Source organism: Bradyrhizobium sp. JR3.5 (assembly GCF_054057015.1).
Map to the genome: position 1 here is coordinate 2,182,657 of NZ_JBSRYV010000002.1, position 16,612 is coordinate 2,199,268.

The following is a 16,612-nucleotide window of genomic DNA, read 5'->3' on the forward strand; positions in this document are numbered from 1 at the left end:
CAGTCGAGTTTGTGGCTTAGCGCGGCGCCATGCGGATGGCACCGTCGAGGCGGATGGTTTCGCCGTTGAGCATCGGGTTCTCGACGATGTGAACGGCGAGGTTGCCGTACTCGGAAGCATCGCCGAGGCGGGCCGGATGCGGCACCTGGGCGCCGAGGCTCTTGCGGGCTTCCTCGTTGAGACCCATCAGCAGCGGCGTCAGGAACAGGCCGGGTGCGATGGTGTTGACGCGGATCTTCAGGCTGGCGAGGTCGCGCGCAGCCGGCAGCGTGAGGCCGACGACGCCGCCCTTCGAGGCCGAATAGGCGATCTGGCCGATCTGGCCTTCATAGGCGGCAACCGACGCGGTGTTGATCGCGACGCCGCGTTCCTCGCCGATCGGGGCTTCGGTCGCCAGCCGCTCGGCGAACAGCCGCAGCACGTTGAAGGTGCCGATCAGATTGACGTTGATGATGCGGACGAACTTCGCCAGCGGATAGACGCCGTCCTTGCCGACGATGCGCTGCGAGCCGCCGATGCCGGCGCAGTTCATCAGCACGCGCGCGATGCCGTGCGCGGCCTCGGCCTTGGCGATCGCGGCCTTGATCGCATCCTCGTCGGTGACGTCGGCGTGCAGGGCAACGCCCTTCACTTCGGCGGCGACCTTCTCGGCGTTTTCCTTGTTCTGGTCGATCACGCCGATCTTGGCGCCCTTGGCGGCCATGGCGCGCGCGGTGGCGGCACCGAGGCCGGAGCCACCGCCGGTGATGAGAACGGCAACGTCTTTCTCTTTCAACTGCATGGGAGCAACCTTTCCTTGAGCGTTTCTTCCCTAGACTTCGAACTTGTTATCCGGCGGCAACCGCTGCCGTTTCCTTATCGGGATTGAGCACGCCGCCGAAGATCAGGGCTTCCATGTGCTTGATGTATTCGCGGCAGACCTCGTCCGTGACCGGACCGACGCCGACAGCGCGCGACATCGCGTGGCGGCCGAAGAACAGGTGATCGCAGGCACCGATCAGGCTGGTGTAGAACAGCACCGGATCGATCTTGCGAAACTCGCCGGCCTTGATGCCTTCGGCGAGCAGCCGGCGGTGAAAATCCAAAAGCGGCGCGACGAAGAATTTCGACACCTCGTTCGCGGCGGCAGTCGAGCTCTCGTGCAAGAGATAATGAATCAGCCGGTTCATATAGGGGAACTGGTGATAGGCGCGGATGATGCCGCCGATATGCAGGCGCAGTTTCGCGGACGGCGTGATCGGCTGCGCCAGGAGATATTCGAGCTGCGAGATCTCGGTGGCGGCGTCGCGCGCGAGCAGCGCCAGCAACAGCCCGTCCTTGTTGCCGAAATGATATTTCACGAGCGCAGCGTTGACGCCCGACTTCTGGGCGATGTCGGACAGCGAAACCTCGATCGAGGCGCGCTCGATCATCAGCTCGCTGGCTGCGACCAATAGCTTGTCGGCGGTGGCGTTTTTGCCGACCGGAAGTTTCGTCGGTACGCTGGTATTCAACTGCGCTCTGGTCCCGCTCTGTGTCCCCGGCTGTTCCTAGCTGTTTCCTGGCTCGCCGGTAAATCGAGGCCGCACATAAGCCCATGGCGGGGCTGCACTCAAGAGTTAATTGATTGATTGACTAAATGCTGAGCCGCCCCTTAAATCCGGCCCAACTTTCAAAACCGCCCAATCCAGAAACATCAGGGAGAACAGACATGGCCGAGGCATATATCGTCGCCGCCGCCCGCACCGCCGGCGGCCGCAAGGGAGGGCGTCTCGCCGGCTGGCATCCGGGCCGATCTGGCCGCCACCGTGCTCGATGCGCTGGTCGAACGATCAGGCGCCGACCCGGCGCAGGTCGAGGACGTGATCATGGGCTGCGTGATGCAGACCGGCGAGCAGTCCACCAACGTCGCGCGCAACGCGGTGATGGCCTCGAAGCTGCCGGAGAGCGTGCCCGCGACCTCGATCGACCGCCAGTGCGGCTCTTCGCAGCAGGCGCTGCACTTCGCGGCGCAGGCCGTGATGAGCGGCACCATGGACTGTGTGATCGCGGCCGGCGTGGAATCGATGACCCGCGTGCCGATGGGCCTCGCCTCCTCGCTGCCCGCCAAGAACGGCTTCGGCCACTACAAGAGCCCGGGCATCGAGGCGAAATATCCCAACATCGTCTTCAGCCAGTTCACCGGCGCGGAGATGATGGCCGAGAAGTACGGCCTGTCGAAGGACGAGCTCGACGAATATTCCTACAACAGCCATCAGCGCGCGATCGCGGCCACGCAAGCCGGCCACTTCAAGGACGAGATCGTGCCGGTGACAATCACCCGCGCCGACGGCTCGACCGACACCCACCACATCGACGAGGGCATCCGCTTCGACGCCAGCCTCGACGGCATCAAGGGCGTCAAGCTGATCGCCGAGAACGGCAAGCTGACCGCGGCCAGCGCCAGCCAGATCTGCGACGGCGCCTCCGGCGTCATGGTCGTCAACGAGAAGGGCCTCAAGGCGCTCGGCGTCAAGCCGATGGCCCGCATCCATCACCTCACCATGATGGGCGGCGACCCCGTGATCATGCTGGAAGCGCCGCTGCCGGCGACCCAGCGCGCGTTGCAGAAGGCCGGCATGACAATCAACGACATCGACCTGTTCGAGGTCAACGAGGCCTTCGCCTCGGTGCCGACCGCGTGGCTGAAGACCACCGGCGCCGATCCGGCCCGGCTCAACGTCAATGGCGGCGCGATCGCGCTCGGCCATCCGCTCGGCGGCAGCGGCACCAAGCTGATGACGACGCTGCTGCACGCCCTGAAGCAGCGCAACAAGCGCTACGGCCTGCAGACCATGTGCGAAGGCGGCGGCATGGCGAACGTGACGATCGTCGAGCGGTTGTAAGCAACATCCGGTGAGGCCGTAGCGGCCTCCACACAAAAGGTGTCGTCCCGGCCTTGAGCCGGGACCCGTAACCACAGGTGCTTGTGGTTATGCCGGGCTGCGGCCCCAACTCAGTCAACAACATAAATCGGTGGTTATGGGTCCCTGCTCCCGTGCGCAATTGCGCACTAGGCAGGGACGACCACCTTATTTGAGGAAACATCTTTGACCCACCCGTCCATCCACGCGCGCAACCATCCGAACAAGATCGCCTACCAGATGGCGGGCAGCGGCAAGGCGATTACCTATCGCGAGCTCGACGAGCTCTCGAACCAGGGCGCGCATCTGTTCCGCTCGCTCGGCCTGAAGGCCGGCGACCACATCGCGCTCCTGATGGAAAACCGCCTCGCCTTCATGGAGATCTGCTGGGCGGCGCAGCGCTCGGGGCTCTATTACACGGCGATCAGCCGCTATTTGACCGAAGAGGAGATCGCCTACATCATCAAGGACTGCGGAGCGAAGGTGTTCATCACCACGCCGCAATGCGCCGACAAGGTGAAGGGCCTGATCAAGGGCGAGCCGGACGAACCGCTGTTCTACATGATGGACGAGCCGGCACCGGGCTTCCGCTCCTACGACAAGGAGGCCGGCGCGCAGCCGACCACGCCGGTTGCCGACGAGGTCGCCGGCTACGACATGCTGTATTCCTCCGGCACCACCGGCCGGCCCAAGGGCATCAAGAAGGAGTTCGAGGGCAACCGGATCGACGTGCCGAACCCGTTCCTGCGGATCCTCACCGCCGATATGTGCGGCATGAACGCCGACAGCATCTATCTGTCGCCGGCGCCGCTCTATCACGCGGCTCCGCTACGCTTCAACATGATGGCGACGGTGCTCGGCGGCACCTCCGTCATCATGGAGCATTTCGACGCCGAGGAATTCCTGAAGCAGGTCGAGAAGCACAAGGTGACGCAATCGCAGCTGGTGCCGACCATGTTCGTGCGCATGCTGAAGCTGCCCGACGAGGTCCGCGCCCGCTACAAGGTCTCATCGCTGAAAGGAGCGATCCACGCCGCCGCGCCCTGCCCGGTCGACGTGAAAGCCAAGATGATCGAATGGTGGGGACCGATCCTGATCGAGTATTACGCCGGCTCCGAAGGCAACGGCGTCACCGTCTCGACCTCGCAGCAATGGCTGACCCATCGCGGCACGGTCGGCCGCGCCGTGGTCGGCAAGGTCAAGATTCTCGACGAGAGCGACGAGGAGGCGCCGACCGGCCAGATCGGCCAGGTCTATTTCGCCGACGCGCCCGTTTTCAGCTATCACAACGATCCCGAGAAGACGAAGAAGGCCTACAACGCCAAGGGCTGGTCGACGCTCGGCGACGTCGGCTACCTCGATGAAGAGGGCTTCCTCTACCTCACCGACCGCAAGAGCTACATGATCATCTCCGGCGGCGTGAACATCTATCCGCAGGAGACCGAGGACGTGCTGATCACGCATCCCGCGGTCTCCGACGTCGCGGTGTTCGGCGTGCCGAACGAGGAGATGGGCGAAGAGGTCAAGGCCGTGGTGCAGCCGCACGACATCGCCAGGGCCGGCAAGGAGCTCGAGGCCGAGCTGATCGCGTTCTGCCGCCAGCATCTGTCGCCGATCAAATGCCCGAAGAGCATCGATTTCGAGCAAGAGTTGCCGCGGACCCCGACCGGGAAACTGGTGAAGCGGCATCTGCGCGACAGATACTGGCCGAAGGCGCCTGCCAGGGCGTGACCGCGGTTTACCTCCCCTGGATGGCCACCGCCGCGCGCGGCCAAAATATCGAAAACAACCCCATGCAAAGGAGCTGGCGGCTGCCGGCGTTCGACAAGGCAACTTGACACGTCAGGCAACTCAGGGATATATTTCCAATATTCCGAAATCGTGCAGGCGATCCGCACCCGCCCTCCAGGAGGATGAAGAGCGCATGCGGGACGCCGCTCGCGCCCAACCCGCCGACCTACAAATCCTCTGCCGGTCCGCACGCCACCGACGCCGCGGCGCGCAAATGCAGTTGGCCGTGCTTGCCCGATGCCGTGGTGGTCCACTGCGCATCGATCTGCTGAAAATCCTCCGACAGCTTGCCGCGATGGCTGCCGTCGGTCTCGAACGCCCCGTTGCCATCCGGCGACCGCTCGAAGATCTCGACCTCGAGATCGGACAGCCGGATGAACATCTGCACGCCGATGCTGGTCACGTGACGGCCGACCTCATATGAACCGCAGCCACGCGCTTCCGCGTTTTGCTCGTTCAGGGCTTGGACCTTGTCGAAGGTGATGACGACGTTCTGCACCGTGTTGTCGCCATCCCACAGGAATTCGCCGATATAGGCGCGCGGCAATTTTTCGGTGAGCTCCTTGATGTCGGCCGCACGGACCGCGGGCATCAGCACCAGGCCGGCGGCCACGATCATCAGGCCGAGACGCGACATCCAGCCGGGCAGCTCAGCAATCCTCGCGTGGCGCATGCGGTATGCATCCCGTGGCCAAAGTTGCTATCGTGAATCAATGGCCGCCAGCATACAGCCAAATGCGCTGGTTGTGCGGCGATGCCCAACAGGTGATCTCAGATGGAAGCCCTCCCCGACGTCCCGCTCCCCTCCACCATCCGCTCGCGTTATGTTGACGGGATCAACGGCCTGCGCATGCATGTGCTGGAGGCGGGCTTCGAAACAGCTGGCCGGCGTTGCCTGTTGCTGCTGCACGGCTTTCCGGAGCTGGCGTTTTCCTGGCGCAAGGTGATGCCTAAGCTTGCCGCGGCGGGCTATCACGTGATCGCGCCCGACCAGCGCGGCTATGGCCGCACCACAGGCTGGAGCGCGGATTATGACGGCGACCTCACGGCGTTTCGTCTGCCCAATCTGGTGCGCGATGCGCTCGGGCTGGTCGCAGCGTTCGGCTACAAGCACGTCGATGCGGTGATCGGGCACGATTTCGGCTCGTCGGTCGCGGCATGGTGCGCGCTGATCCGCCCCGACGTGTTCCGCGCGGTGGTGATGATGAGCGCGCCGTTCGCAGGACCGCCATCGCTGCCGTTCAGCACGGCCAATGAGCCGGCAAGGCCTGCGGCCGAAGACCCCGTGCATCGCGAGCTCGCCGCGCTGCCGAGGCCGCGCAAGCATTACCAGTGGTACTATTCGACGTATCAGGCCAACGACGACATGCATCGCGCGCCGCAGGGCGTGCACGACTTCCTGCGCGCCTATTATCATCACAAGAGCGCCGACTGGACCGGCAACAAGCCCTATCCGCTGCAATCCTGGTCGGCGGGGGAACTGGCCAAACTGCCGACCTACTATGTGATGGACCTCGCCAAGGACATGGCCGCGACGGTCGCCGAGGAGATGCCGTCACGCGAGGCGATCGCCGCCAACGCATGGCTACCGGACCGCGAACTGGCCTATTACAGCGCGGAGTATCAGCGCACGGGATTCCAGGGCGGGCTGCAATGGTATCGCTGCGGCACGTCAGGCGCGTTCACGGCGGAATTGCAGACCTGGAGCGGTCGTAGCATCGACCAGCCGTCCGCCTTTATTTCTGGCAAGCAGGATTGGGGCACCTATCAGCGGCCCGGCATGTTCGAGACGATGCAGACCAGGGCCTGTACCAAAATGATCGGCTGCCATCTGGTCGACGGCGCCGGCCACTGGGTGCAGCAGGAGCAGCCGGACGAAGTAAGCCGGTTGCTGCTTCAGTTCCTCGATCGCGCAAGCTAGAGCCACTTCGGTTCTGATCGAATCAGTCGCTCTAGATTCTTGTTTTGGCAGGTTTTCTTCGCGCGAACCGGCATCCGTCCCGCGTCAGATGCGGATGCCTGCCGCCACCATCCCGTCACAGGGCGTTAATGCGCGGTTCACGAAACATTGGGCAATGATTGACGTTGCTAGAAACCGGCGCTCGGTCCGGCGACTTTTTGAGGAGAGCAAAGATGGATAGGAAAATCGCTGGACTTCTGGGAGCGGTGGCCGCGTTCGGCGCGGTCGGTGCCGCCGAAGCTGCGCCTGGGCCGAACCCGGCCGACGTTCTGCAGGCGAACTCATACGCGGACCTGCTGGAGCCGATCTCGAACGCCTCCGCAAAGCTGCAGGCGCTCGACGAGGCTGCGCCCGCTCCGGTCCGCGAGAACGTGCAGCTTGCACAGTACTACCACCACCACCATCACCACCACCATCATCACGGCTACTATCGCCGCGGCTACTACGAGCGCCCGGTCATCGTGGTGCCGCGTTATCGGCGATACCACCATCACCATCATCACCACCATCATCATCACAGCTTCTACCGTCGCGATTACTGAGCGATGGCGACCGATCGGCGATACCACAACGGGGCCCGCGGGCCCCGTTGTTTTGTCAACTATGATGCGGCATCTCGCTCAATCGTGGCGCGCCTTCTCCTTTGCGGCGCGGTGCAGATGGCGATATGTGCCGTCGAACACCGTGTCCGATGACGACGTCCATTCCGTTCCGGCGGCCAGTTTGGGCCGATTGTTGTAGATGCGGCGCGCCTGCAATTCGCGTTCGGCGGCCTCCTCCTCGTTCATCTGCTCGAGCTGAAAGTTCGCTTCCTCGGGAATCACGATGATCTGGGCGAACGGCTCGTTCGGCCTGAAAATGTGAGTGCGTCCTTCCGCCGGCGCCTTGAACACCGTGAAGAACATCATCGGCCACCAATTGCGCACGAGCGCCGGAACGGCGATCGGCACGGTGTCGGAGCGATCGGTGTAGAAGCGCGGATGCGGTTCGGTACGGATCGCCATGCCCTTCTCGACCTTGAGATCGAGCAATATCTGATAGGTGTAGAACGCGTCGCCGAAATTCCGGAACGGCGGCCACTGCACGCCGCTGTCCGGCGGCTCCCCCCAATCGGCGTCGAGTTGTAGCCTTCCGTCCTTCGTGGTGACGTGCAGCTCGAAATCATAGGGATAGAACAGCTCGATCCCGTATTGCGCGCCTTCCGAGAACGGCACGCAATGCCAGACCTGCTCGCGCGAACCATCGCTGCGCGGCTCCCGGTTGCCGGCCCAGCCCGGAATCTCGAGTTTCGTCCGCCGCGGCGCCAGTCGCGCATCGTTCAGGCGGAATTTGACGGTGTCCATGGCATCCTCTCGTGCACAGCAGGAACTCGAACGGACGTAGCACAGCCTAGTTCCCCTGATCTTGATCACGAACCGGCAGAGACGCACCTGTCCGGGATTGACCTCGGCCTGACGAACAAATATTAGAATTATTCTAATTCTAAACTCTGTAAACAAGGCGTTGCCGTGAAGAATTTCGCCGATCTGACCGAGCGCGAGGTGCTGGCGGTCGCGATTGCCTCCGAGGAGGAGGACAGCCGCATCTACATGTCCTTCGCCGAGGACCTCGCCGGCCGCTATCCCGATACCGCAAAGATCTTCGAGGAGATGGCGGAGGAAGAGCGGGGCCATCGCCATCGGCTGCTGGAGACCTACGAGCAGCGCTTCGGCTCGCATCTGCCGCCGATCCGGCGCGAGGACGTCAAAGGCTTTCTGCGCCGACGTCCGATCTGGCTGACCAAGAACCTGCCGCTCGACACCATCCGCAAGGAAGTCGAGACCATGGAGCTCGAGGCCGAGCGCTTCTATGCCAAGGCGGCAGAAAAGGCTGAGGATACCGGCGTACGCCGGCTGCTCGGCGATCTCGCCGAAGAGGAGAAGGGCCACGAGAAACTCGCGGTCAAGCTGACCGGCGACATCCTCAAGCCCGATGTGCGCGCGGAGGAAGACCGCACGCGGCGGCGGATGTTCGTGCTGCAATATGTGCAGCCGGGCCTCGCCGGACTGATGGACGGCTCGGTCTCGACCTTGGCGCCGCTGTTCGCCGCCGCCTTCGCAACGCATCACAACTGGCAGACCTTTCTGGTCGGCCTTGCCGCCTCGATCGGCGCCGGCATCAGCATGGGCTTTGCCGAAGCGCTGTCCGACGACGGCTCGCTGACCGGGCGCGGCTCGCCCTGGCTGCGCGGCATCACCTGCGGATTGATGACGACACTCGGCGGCCTCGGCCACACCATTCCCTATCTGGTGCCCGATGCCTGGCCGAACGCATTCTGGATCGCGACCGCGATCGCCGGGATCGTCGTGTTCTTCGAATTGTGGGCGATCGCCTTCATCCGCTCGCGCTACATGGACACGCCGTTCCTGCAGGCGGTGTTCCAGATCGTGCTCGGCGGCGCGATCGTGCTCGCGGTCGGCATCCTGATCGGCGCGGCGTAGGACGGCGAGGCTCCCGATGCGATCCCGGCAACAATGCAGAGATATAGCCGGCGCGGTGCTGATTGCGCTCGGCGCGGTCGGATACAGCAGCCATGCGCAGGCGACCGATGAGATCCAGGTCTACAATGCCGGCATTGCGGCAGTCGGCCAGTTCACCGTCCAACAGCATCTCAACTATGTCGGCATCGGCCAGAAGGACCCGCCCTTCCCCGGCGGCTTTCCCTCCAACCACAGCCTCAACGGCACGCCGGAGTTTGCCTATGGCATGACGGATTGGTGGGAGCTCGGCCTTTATCTGCCGTTCGCCGTGCAGGACCGGCAATTCCTGTCCGACGCATTCAAGCTGCGCACGCTGTTCGTCTCGCCGAACGCCGACAAGCGCAACCTGTTCTACGGCATCAATTTCGAGCTGAGCTACGAGATGCCGAAATTCGCGCAGACCCGCTGGGGCCTGGAAATCCGGCCAATCATCGGCGTGCGCAACGCGGACTATGAATTCATCGTCAACCCGATCGTCGATGTCGGCTTCGGCAAATATGGCGAGGCGGATTTCGCGCCGGCCGCGCGCGTCGCGCGCAAGCTGAAGGACGATGTGTATGTCGGCCTCGAATACTACGCCGATTTCGGCAGGATCGGCGCCTTCAGCCCGCTCGCCGAGCAGCAACACACATTGTTCGCGGTGACCGACTTCAAGGTGGGTGATGTCGACATCGACTTCGGCGTCGGCTACGGCCTCACGCCGGCGTCGGACCGGCTCGTCGTCAAGACCATCATCGGATACGCTTTCCCGGTGCCGGGCGCCAAGGGAACCACGGCGGAGCGGGCCAGCGCGAATGGCGCCATCAATCCAATGGCGCATCTGTCGGCGCGCAGCACGCCGTACTAGATTAGCTCGACAATCTCAGAAACGGCTCGAAAGTCCATGACCGGTCGTCTGCATTACGGCACCACCGCGAAGCTGCTGCATTGGGTGATCGTCGCCCTGCTGGCGGTGCAATACCCGATCGGCTGGCTGATGCCGGACATTCATCGCGGTCAGGCTCCCGGCGCCGCCATGACGTTCCATATTTCCCTCGGCATCGTCATCCTTGCGCTCATCATGCTGCGGTTCATCTGGCGGCTGACGCACCCGGTCGCGCCGGAAAGCTTGCTGCCTGCCTGGCAACGGCTGAGCTCGGAAGCCGTGCACTGGATACTCTATGTTCTCGTGCTGGCAACGACCATCAGTGGCTGGCTGTTTGCATCGTTTCGCGGCTGGACCGTCTCGTTCTTCTACGTGATGCCACTGCCGATGCTGGCCTCGGACAATGCAGCGGCCGGCAAGGCGATCGACGGCCTGCATCAGGCTGCAGAATGGTCTCTGCTGGTGCTGATCTGCCTCCACGTCGCGACCGCGCTGGTGCACTTGCTGATCTACCGCGACCGCGTCATGCAGCGCATGCTTCCGGGCTAGGCGGCCGGCGCAATTGCGATCAAGTCGGTCTTGCCCGCCCGTTCCATTCTGCGCATGATCGCCGCCAGAACAAGGGAGCACGCCGTGGCCAAATCGCAATGGAGTTTCAAGACCGCCGTCGAACTGTCGGAGGCGCTGCGCAACAAGCAGGTCTCGGCAGTCGAACTCGCGGAAGACGCGATCGGCCGCATCGAGCGCCATGACGGCAAGGTCAACGCAGTTTGCGTGCGCAATTTCGAGCGCGGCCTCGCTGCTGCCCGCGCTGCCGATGCCGCGATCGCGCGCGGCGAGCACAGACCGATGCTTGGCATTCCCATGACGGTGAAGGAATCCTTCAACGTCGCGGGATTGCCGACGACCTGGGGCTTCCCGCCGCACAAGGACTTCACGCCGACCGAGGACGCGCTCGCGATCCAGCGCGTGAAAGACGCCGGCGGCGTGATTCTTGGCAAGACCAACGTGCCGGTCGGGCTCGCCGACTGGCAGAGCTACAACGAGATCTACGGCACCACCAACAACCCCTACGATCTCGGCCGCACGCCGGGCGGCTCCTCCGGCGGATCGTCGGCGGCGCTTGCCGCAGGCTACGGTGCGCTGTCGCTCGGCTCCGACATCGGCGGCTCGCTGCGCGTGCCGGGATTCCATTGCGGCGTCTATGCGCACAAGCCGACCTTCAACCTGCTGGCGTCACGCGGCCACACTGCGCGCCGCCGGCGCCGCCGATCATCTACGAACGCGACCTCGCGGTGATCGGCCCGATGGCGCGCGGCGCGGCCGACCTCGCGCTGCTGCTCGACGTGATGGCCGGCCCCGACCCGCTCGATGCCGGCAAGGCCTATCGGCTCGAGCTCCCCGCGGCGCGCCACACGAGCTTGAAGGATTTCCGGATCCTCGTGATCGACACCGATCCGGTGCTGCCGACCGACAGAGCGGTCCGCGGCAGCATCGACAAGCTCGCCAGCAATCTCGACAAGGCCGGCGCCAAGATATCGCGTTCGAGCCCGCTGCTGCCGGATTTCGCGGCGTCCTCGCGGCTCTATATGCGGATGCTGCTGTCGTTCCTTGCTGCGAGTTTCCCGCCGGACGTTTATGCCGGCGCCTGCGCAGCGGCGGCGGCGCTACCGGTCGGCGACAACAGCCTGCAAGCCGAGCGGCTGCGTGGCATCGCGCTCAGCCATCGCGACTGGGTGCAGGCGACGGTCGCCCGCTCGCGGCTGCGCGCGCAATGGCGCGAGCTGTTCAAATCGTTCGACGCCGTGATCTGCCCGATCATGCCGACGCCGGCCTATCCGCATGACCATGCGCCCGACCAGGAGCAACGGCGGATCCTGATCGACGGCGAACCGCATGTGTACACCGACCAGCTCGCCTGGCCCGGCATCGCCACCCTGCCCGGCCTGCCCGCAACCGCGATCCCGACCGGCTTTGCGCCCGACGGATTGCCGGTCGGCGTGCAGATCGTCGGCCCCTGGCTCGAGGACCGCACGCCGCTGAAGCTCGCCGAGCTGATCGAGCGCGAATTCGGCGGTTTCGTTCCGCCGAAGATGTTCGATGACTAGGTGAGTTGCTGCCGTCATTGCGAGGAGCGAAGCGACGAAGCAATCCATATATCAGCGAGCACAGCGATGGATTGCTTCGCTGCGCTCGCAATGACGAACAACGGGGAGAACACCAATGAGCAAGGACCTCGAAGAGCTGACAAAGCTCAACAAGGACTACGTCGATTCAGTTCAGAACTGCGACGTCAAGCGCTTCGATGAAATCCTGGCGCAGGACTTCTACTGCACCAATCCAGACAAGAGCCTGGTCGACCGCGCCGCTTTCCTGAAGCAGACGGCGATCCCGGTGAAGATCAAGGGACTGAAGGCCGAGGACGTCAAGATCCGCATCCTCGGCGATTTCGCCATCATCCACGCCCAGACCAGCTACACCGGCGCGGACGGTGAGCCCGCGCACGGCCGCTACACCGATTGCTGGGCGCGGCAGAACGGTAAATGGCTTGCGGTCTCCGCGCACGTCGCGCGGTGAGAGCGACGTTCGCAGCCTCACCCTCCGCTGTCATGCCCCGGCATCCAGTACTCCGCGGCCGCAGTTGATTCACACAACTTCCGCCGCGGCGTACTGGGTCGCCCGGTCAAGCCGGGCGACGACGGCCGAGGCTTCAGCTGTCGAACATGATGACGCTGCGCAGCGTCTTGCCGGCTTTCATGTTGGCGAAGCCTTCGTTGATCTCGCTGAGCTTCAGCTTGGCCGAGATCCAGTCCTCCAGATGCAGCTTGCCGCGCATGTAGAAGTCGACGAGGCGCGGCATGTCGACGCGGAAGTGGTTGGAGCCCATCGACGAACCCTGGATGCGGCGCTCGCGCAGGAAGTCGAAGCCGTGCAGCTCGATCTTCTGGCCGAACGGGATCATGCCGACGATGGTCGCGGTGCCGCCCGCCGCCAGCATGGCGAAGGCCTGCTCGGCGGTCTCCTTGCGGCCGAGCACCTCGAAGGAGTGCTGCACGCCGCCGCCGGTGAGTTCGCGCACCTGCTGGACCACGTCGCCGCGCGCGGGATCGACGATGTCGGTGGCGCCGAGCTTGGTCGCCAGCTGCAGTTTCGCCGGATTGGTGTCGATCGCGATGATGCGGCCGGCACCGGCGATCTGCGCGCCGTTGATCGCGGCCATGCCGACGCCGCCGCAGCCGATCACAGCCACGGTCTCGCCGGCGGTCACCTTCGCGGTGTTGACCACAGCGCCATAGCCGGTGATGACGCCGCACCCGATCAGCGCGGCGAGATCGAGCGGCATCTCCTTCTTGATCTTCACGATCGCGTTCTCGTGCACCAGCATCTGCTCGGCGAAGGACGACAGATTGAGGAACTGGTTGAGCTTCTCCTTCCGGCCCCACGACAGGCGGTTGGAGGCGCCGGGCAGCATCTTCACCGTGGTGTCGGTGCACAGCACGGTGCGGCCGGTGGTGCAATTGTCGCAGGTGCCGCAGAACACCGAGAGGCAGGTCACGACGTGATCGCCGGGCTTCACGTAATTGACGTCTGAGCCGACCTTCTCGACCACGCCGGCCGATTCATGGCCGAGCACCGCCGGCAGCGGATGCGGATAAAGCCCTTCCATGAAGTGCAGGTCGGAATGGCAGAGGCCCGCGACCGCGGTGCGGATCAGGACCTCGCGCGGCCCCGGATTGGGCACACTGACATCCTCGATCACCAGCGGCTGATTGACTTCATGCAGGACGGCGGCCTTCATCGGAATTTCCTCTCATGTTTTTGTTGCGCACGCTCTCCACCTCTCCCAACGGGAGAGGTCGGAGCGCATCGAAGATGCGGTCCGGGTGAGGGGTTCAGGTCTATCGATAGAGCACAACCCCTCACCCGGATCGCTGGCGCGATCCGACCTCTCCCGATGGGAGAGGTGAGACTGCGCGAGCGGCCACGGCGAGCCTACGCTGCTGACAGCAATTCGCCAACCTCGGCCATGCCGACTGCGCGATCGCCGAGCAGGTGCTCGGTCATCCTGCGCTGAACGGTATTTTCCGTAAGCCGGAACGGATCGCCCGGCATCACGCGGTGATCGATCACCATCCGCGAAAGCAGCAGTCGGCGCGCGTCGCCGCGCGTCTCATGAATGCGTCCGCCCTCCCATGCCAGCGCCACGGCACTTGCGACGTGATAGAGCAGGCTGGTGGCGCGCCGCGCATCGCCCTCATTGTCGATGCGGCCCGCGACTTCGCGCGCAAACCCGATCGCGCGATCGCCGAGATCGCGCAGCCGGTTGCGCCACCCCTCGGGCACGTTCGAGCTGTCATCGAGCCGCGCATGCAGATCGGCGGCGAGCGCATTGTCGGCGCCATGGCGTCCGACCGCTCGCTTCAGCGCATCGATCGCGACGATGTTGCCGGTGCCCTCCCAGATCGAGCCGAGGTGCGCATCGCGCAGCAGCCGCGGCGTGATGAATTCCTCGATGTAGCCGATGCCGCCGCGCATCTCCATCGCATCGCCGCAGACCTTGCGGGCGTCGCGGGTGGCGCGGAATTTCAGGGTCGGCGTCAGGATGCGGAGCAGTGCCGCGGCGTCCTGGCTACCGGCCTCGGCGCGGTCGAGCGCGTCGGCGGTCAAAAAGCTCATCGACAGCGCCTGCTCGGTCGGCAGCATGATCTTCATCAGCTGGCGCCGCGCCAGCGGCAGATCGATGATCCGTTGACCGAACACTACACGCCCCTTCGCGACCGTGATCGCGTCGTGCCAGGCACGGCGCATCAGCGCGGTCGACTTCACGCCGTTGGAGAGCCGCGACGAGTTCACCATCTCGGCCATCTGCACGAAGCCGCGGTCGAGCTTGCCGACGGCATACGCGATCGCACCGTCGAGCTTGATCTCGCCCGAGGCCATCGAGCGGGTGCCGAGCTTGTCCTTGAGGCGCACGATCCGGTAGTGGTTCTGCGAGCCGTCGTCGAGGAAACGCGGCATCAGGAACAGGCCGACGCCGCGTGTTCCCGGCCCCGCGCCCTCGGGGCGCGCCAGCAGCATCACCACCTTGGCATCGGCGTTCGAGCAGAACCACTTCTCGCCATAGAGCCGCCAGTGGTCGCCCTCCTGCACCGCGCGCGTGGTCAGCGTGCCGACGTCGGAGCCGCCCTCCTTCTCGGTCATGAACTGGCCGCCCTGCGTCAGTCTGCTCATGTCGGTTTGCGTCAGGCCGTCGAGATATTTCGCCTTCAACGCCTCGCTGCCGAAATTCGCCAGCAGCTTTGCACAACCGTCGGTGACGTTGATCGGGCAACCCATGCCGAATTCGGTCTGGTTGAACAGGAAGGTGAAGGCATGCTTGGCCACCACGGGATATTTGTCGGGCCAGCCCATGATGCCCTTGCGGATCGACAGCGCGTGAATGCCGAACTCGCCGAACGCGGCCTTCTCGATCTCGCGATAGGCCGGATGATATTCGATGTGCTGCACGTCGCGGCCGAACTTGTCGCGCTGGTGCAGCACCGGCGCATGCCGGTCGGCAAGCCGCGCGCATTCGTCGAGAGTGCCGCCGGCCAATCCGCCGAGCCGGTCGAGATGCGGCTCGATGTGGCGGAACAGCGCCTCGGGCAGATGCAGCTTCAGAAGATCGGTCAGCGCCGGATCGGCCCGGTAGAAGTTCATTCCCGTCGTATCGGGCGCGAGCAGGCCCGGCTGGCTGGCGGATGGCGTTTTCGGATCCTGCTTGTGCGGCTGCATTGAATTCCCGGTTGCGGTGCTCATTTGTTTGGGCACGACTATCCTCCTCCGGCCGAGCAAAGGAAAGCCCAATGGATATTCCGAAGTACAAGATCGCCCTGATCGTCGGCGCCGGCGAGGGCCTCAGCGCCTCGCTGACGCGGCTATTTTCGCGGGAGGGAATTCGCGTCGCGCTGGGCGCGCGCAGCATCGAGAAGCTCGGCGCGCTCTGCACGGAGACCGGCGCGCGCGCCTATGCTTGCGACGCCACCAAGGCGGAAGACGTCGAGCGTCTGTTCGGCCTGGTCGAGCGCGAGATCGGAACACCCGACCTCGTAGTCTATAACGCCTCCGGGCGCTCGCGCGGACCGTTCGTTGAACTCGTTCCCTCCGAGGTCCAGCAGGCGATCGCGGTCTCCGCGTTCGGCGGCTTTCTGGTGGCGCAGGAGGCGGCGAAGCGCATGCTGCCCAACAAGAAGGGCGCGATCCTGTTCACCGGCGCCTCCGCCAGCGTCAAGGGCTATGCGCAATCGGCGCCGTTCGCGATGGGCAAGTTCGCATTGCGCGGGCTGGCGCAGAGCATGGCGCGCGAATTGTCGCCGCAGGGCATCCATGTTGCGCATTTCGTGATCGACGGCGGCATCCGCAGCGCCGCGCGCGCCGAGCCCGCCGACCGCCCGGATTCGATGCTCGATCCCGACGCGATCGCGTTGAGCTACTGGAACGTGCTGCAGCAGCCGCGCAGCGCCTGGACCTGGGAGCTGGAATTGCGGCCCTGGGTTGAGAAGTTTTGAGATGACGGAGATCATGCAAGCGGCGTAATGTCGGCGACGGCCATCCG

Annotated in this window: 14 protein-coding genes and 2 pseudogenes; 10 read left to right on the plus strand and 6 right to left on the minus strand. The window is 64.4% G+C overall.

Going from position 1 to position 16,612, the window contains the following annotated elements; translation table 11 throughout:
• Positions 1 to 16: 16 nt before the first annotated feature.
• Positions 17 to 775 (minus strand): SDR family NAD(P)-dependent oxidoreductase, encoded by a 759-nt coding sequence (locus tag ACVWW1_RS27360; RefSeq protein ID WP_456660687.1) that lies wholly within the window; start codon positions 773 to 775, stop codon positions 17 to 19.
• A gap of 52 nt (positions 776 to 827) precedes the next feature.
• The gene (locus ACVWW1_RS27365; protein WP_456658053.1) at positions 828 to 1,493 is read right to left on the minus strand and encodes a TetR family transcriptional regulator; all 666 of its coding nucleotides are present in this window, start codon (positions 1,491 to 1,493) and stop codon (positions 828 to 830) included.
• Positions 1,494 to 1,690: 197 nt separating this feature from the next.
• Between ACVWW1_RS27365 and ACVWW1_RS27370 the strand changes: the two are divergent.
• Both ACVWW1_RS27370 and ACVWW1_RS27375 read left to right on the plus strand, forming a co-directional pair.
• Positions 1,691 to 2,864, plus strand: a pseudogene (locus ACVWW1_RS27370) (acetyl-CoA C-acetyltransferase).
• A 204-nt stretch (positions 2,865 to 3,068) separates the two neighbouring features.
• On the plus strand, positions 3,069 to 4,613 hold the full coding sequence (locus tag ACVWW1_RS27375) for an acyl-CoA synthetase (protein ID WP_456658054.1): 1,545 nt from the start codon (positions 3,069 to 3,071) through the stop codon (positions 4,611 to 4,613).
• Between the two features lie 226 nt (positions 4,614 to 4,839).
• Here ACVWW1_RS27375 and ACVWW1_RS27380 read toward each other — a convergent pair whose 3' ends face one another.
• Positions 4,840 to 5,346, minus strand: coding sequence for a hypothetical protein (locus tag ACVWW1_RS27380; RefSeq protein ID WP_456658055.1), 507 nt, complete (start codon positions 5,344 to 5,346; stop codon positions 4,840 to 4,842).
• Between the two features lie 102 nt (positions 5,347 to 5,448).
• Here ACVWW1_RS27380 and ACVWW1_RS27385 point away from each other — a divergent pair, with 102 nt between their 5' ends.
• Positions 5,449 to 6,594 carry an alpha/beta fold hydrolase gene (locus ACVWW1_RS27385; protein WP_456658056.1) on the plus strand — a complete coding sequence of 382 codons (1,146 nt, stop codon included), beginning with the start codon at positions 5,449 to 5,451 and terminating at the stop codon, positions 6,592 to 6,594.
• 212 nt (positions 6,595 to 6,806) lie between these two features.
• Entirely contained in the window at positions 6,807 to 7,175 is a 369-nt protein-coding gene (locus tag ACVWW1_RS27390) for a hypothetical protein (protein WP_456658057.1), read from the plus strand.
• Between the two features lie 78 nt (positions 7,176 to 7,253).
• Here the strand turns inward: ACVWW1_RS27390 and ACVWW1_RS27395 are convergent, their stop codons facing one another.
• A complete protein-coding gene (locus tag ACVWW1_RS27395) occupies positions 7,254 to 7,976 on the minus strand; it encodes a hypothetical protein (RefSeq protein ID WP_456658058.1) in 723 nt (240 codons plus the stop codon).
• A gap of 165 nt (positions 7,977 to 8,141) precedes the next feature.
• Here ACVWW1_RS27395 and mbfA point away from each other — a divergent pair, with 165 nt between their 5' ends.
• From mbfA to ACVWW1_RS27420, 5 genes and pseudogenes are all read left to right on the plus strand, one after another.
• Positions 8,142 to 9,113 (plus strand): iron exporter MbfA, encoded by a 972-nt coding sequence (mbfA, locus tag ACVWW1_RS27400; RefSeq protein ID WP_456658059.1) that lies wholly within the window; start codon positions 8,142 to 8,144, stop codon positions 9,111 to 9,113.
• A gap of 16 nt (positions 9,114 to 9,129) precedes the next feature.
• Positions 9,130 to 9,999 (plus strand): hypothetical protein, encoded by an 870-nt coding sequence (locus tag ACVWW1_RS27405; protein WP_456658060.1) that lies wholly within the window; start codon positions 9,130 to 9,132, stop codon positions 9,997 to 9,999.
• A gap of 36 nt (positions 10,000 to 10,035) precedes the next feature.
• Entirely contained in the window at positions 10,036 to 10,566 is a 531-nt protein-coding gene (locus tag ACVWW1_RS27410) for a cytochrome b (RefSeq protein ID WP_456658061.1), read from the plus strand.
• A gap of 84 nt (positions 10,567 to 10,650) precedes the next feature.
• A pseudogene (locus ACVWW1_RS27415) lies at positions 10,651 to 12,125 on the plus strand (amidase).
• A 115-nt stretch (positions 12,126 to 12,240) separates the two neighbouring features.
• A complete protein-coding gene (locus tag ACVWW1_RS27420; protein WP_212311766.1) occupies positions 12,241 to 12,594 on the plus strand; it encodes a nuclear transport factor 2 family protein in 354 nt (117 codons plus the stop codon).
• Between the two features lie 133 nt (positions 12,595 to 12,727).
• On the opposite strand, the gene ACVWW1_RS27425 is transcribed toward ACVWW1_RS27420, so the two are convergent.
• Together ACVWW1_RS27425 and ACVWW1_RS27430 are read right to left on the minus strand one after the other, a co-directional pair.
• On the minus strand, positions 12,728 to 13,816 hold the full coding sequence (locus tag ACVWW1_RS27425; RefSeq protein WP_176528693.1) for a Zn-dependent alcohol dehydrogenase: 1,089 nt from the start codon (positions 13,814 to 13,816) through the stop codon (positions 12,728 to 12,730).
• A 194-nt stretch (positions 13,817 to 14,010) separates the two neighbouring features.
• Positions 14,011 to 15,792, minus strand: a complete 1,782-nt coding sequence (locus ACVWW1_RS27430; protein WP_456660688.1) for an acyl-CoA dehydrogenase family protein — start codon at positions 15,790 to 15,792, stop codon at positions 14,011 to 14,013.
• Between the two features lie 71 nt (positions 15,793 to 15,863).
• Here ACVWW1_RS27430 and ACVWW1_RS27435 point away from each other — a divergent pair, with 71 nt between their 5' ends.
• Positions 15,864 to 16,565: an SDR family NAD(P)-dependent oxidoreductase gene (locus ACVWW1_RS27435; protein ID WP_456658062.1), complete on the plus strand. Its 702-nt coding sequence runs from the start codon at positions 15,864 to 15,866 to the stop codon at positions 16,563 to 16,565.
• Positions 16,566 to 16,612 lie beyond the last annotated feature (47 nt).

Bases quoted from the DNA above. Each gene is read 5' to 3' on its own strand.
- ACVWW1_RS27385 (WP_456658056.1), top strand. From the start codon at position 5,449: ATGGAAGCCCTCCCCGACGTCCCGCTCCCCTCCACCATCCGCTCGCGT.
- ACVWW1_RS27425 (WP_176528693.1), bottom strand. From the start codon at position 13,816: ATGAAGGCCGCCGTCCTGCATGAAGTCAATCAGCCGCTGGTGATCGAG.
- ACVWW1_RS27430 (WP_456660688.1), bottom strand. From the start codon at position 15,792: ATGCAGCCGCACAAGCAGGATCCGAAAACGCCATCCGCCAGCCAGCCG.
- ACVWW1_RS27395 (WP_456658058.1), bottom strand. From the start codon at position 7,976: ATGGACACCGTCAAATTCCGCCTGAACGATGCGCGACTGGCGCCGCGG.
- ACVWW1_RS27390 (WP_456658057.1), top strand. From the start codon at position 6,807: ATGGATAGGAAAATCGCTGGACTTCTGGGAGCGGTGGCCGCGTTCGGC.
- ACVWW1_RS27420 (WP_212311766.1), top strand. From the start codon at position 12,241: ATGAGCAAGGACCTCGAAGAGCTGACAAAGCTCAACAAGGACTACGTC.
- ACVWW1_RS27405 (WP_456658060.1), top strand. From the start codon at position 9,130: ATGCGATCCCGGCAACAATGCAGAGATATAGCCGGCGCGGTGCTGATT.
- ACVWW1_RS27410 (WP_456658061.1), top strand. From the start codon at position 10,036: ATGACCGGTCGTCTGCATTACGGCACCACCGCGAAGCTGCTGCATTGG.
- ACVWW1_RS27380 (WP_456658055.1), bottom strand. From the start codon at position 5,346: ATGCGCCACGCGAGGATTGCTGAGCTGCCCGGCTGGATGTCGCGTCTC.
- ACVWW1_RS27435 (WP_456658062.1), top strand. From the start codon at position 15,864: ATGGATATTCCGAAGTACAAGATCGCCCTGATCGTCGGCGCCGGCGAG.